Source organism: Burkholderia sp. SIMBA_062, from assembly GCF_046534765.1.
GTDB classification, from domain to species: Bacteria; Pseudomonadota; Gammaproteobacteria; order Burkholderiales; family Burkholderiaceae; genus Burkholderia; species Burkholderia ambifaria.
On record NZ_JAWRYD010000433.1, the window covers coordinates 1 to 254 of the forward strand.

Consider the following 254-nt stretch of genomic DNA (forward strand, 5'->3'; position numbering starts at 1 on the left):
GAATGATATTCTCTGCACTTACTACCAAATACAAAGATCTAAGTATGTTACTAGGTTTCGGTATAAGCTTATATATGTATGCAACGCCCGTTATCTATCCTGTATCTATGCTCCCTGGATATTTTAAAAATTTAGCTAAGTTTAATCCGCTAACCGGTATTTTTGAATGCTTCAAATATGGCTGGCTTGGTGTTGGGGATTTTTCACCTACAATGTTAATAGTAAGTACAATTATAACGATCATTCTTCTATTT

Annotated in this window: 1 protein-coding gene; it reads left to right on the top strand. The window is 33.5% G+C overall.

Going from position 1 to position 254, the window contains the following annotated elements; all coding sequences use genetic code 11:
* Window positions 1-2: 2 nt before the first annotated feature.
* Window positions 3-254, top strand: a 252-nt coding sequence (locus SB786_RS36965; RefSeq protein ID WP_410731678.1) for an ABC transporter permease, incomplete at its 3' end; no start/stop codon positions are given.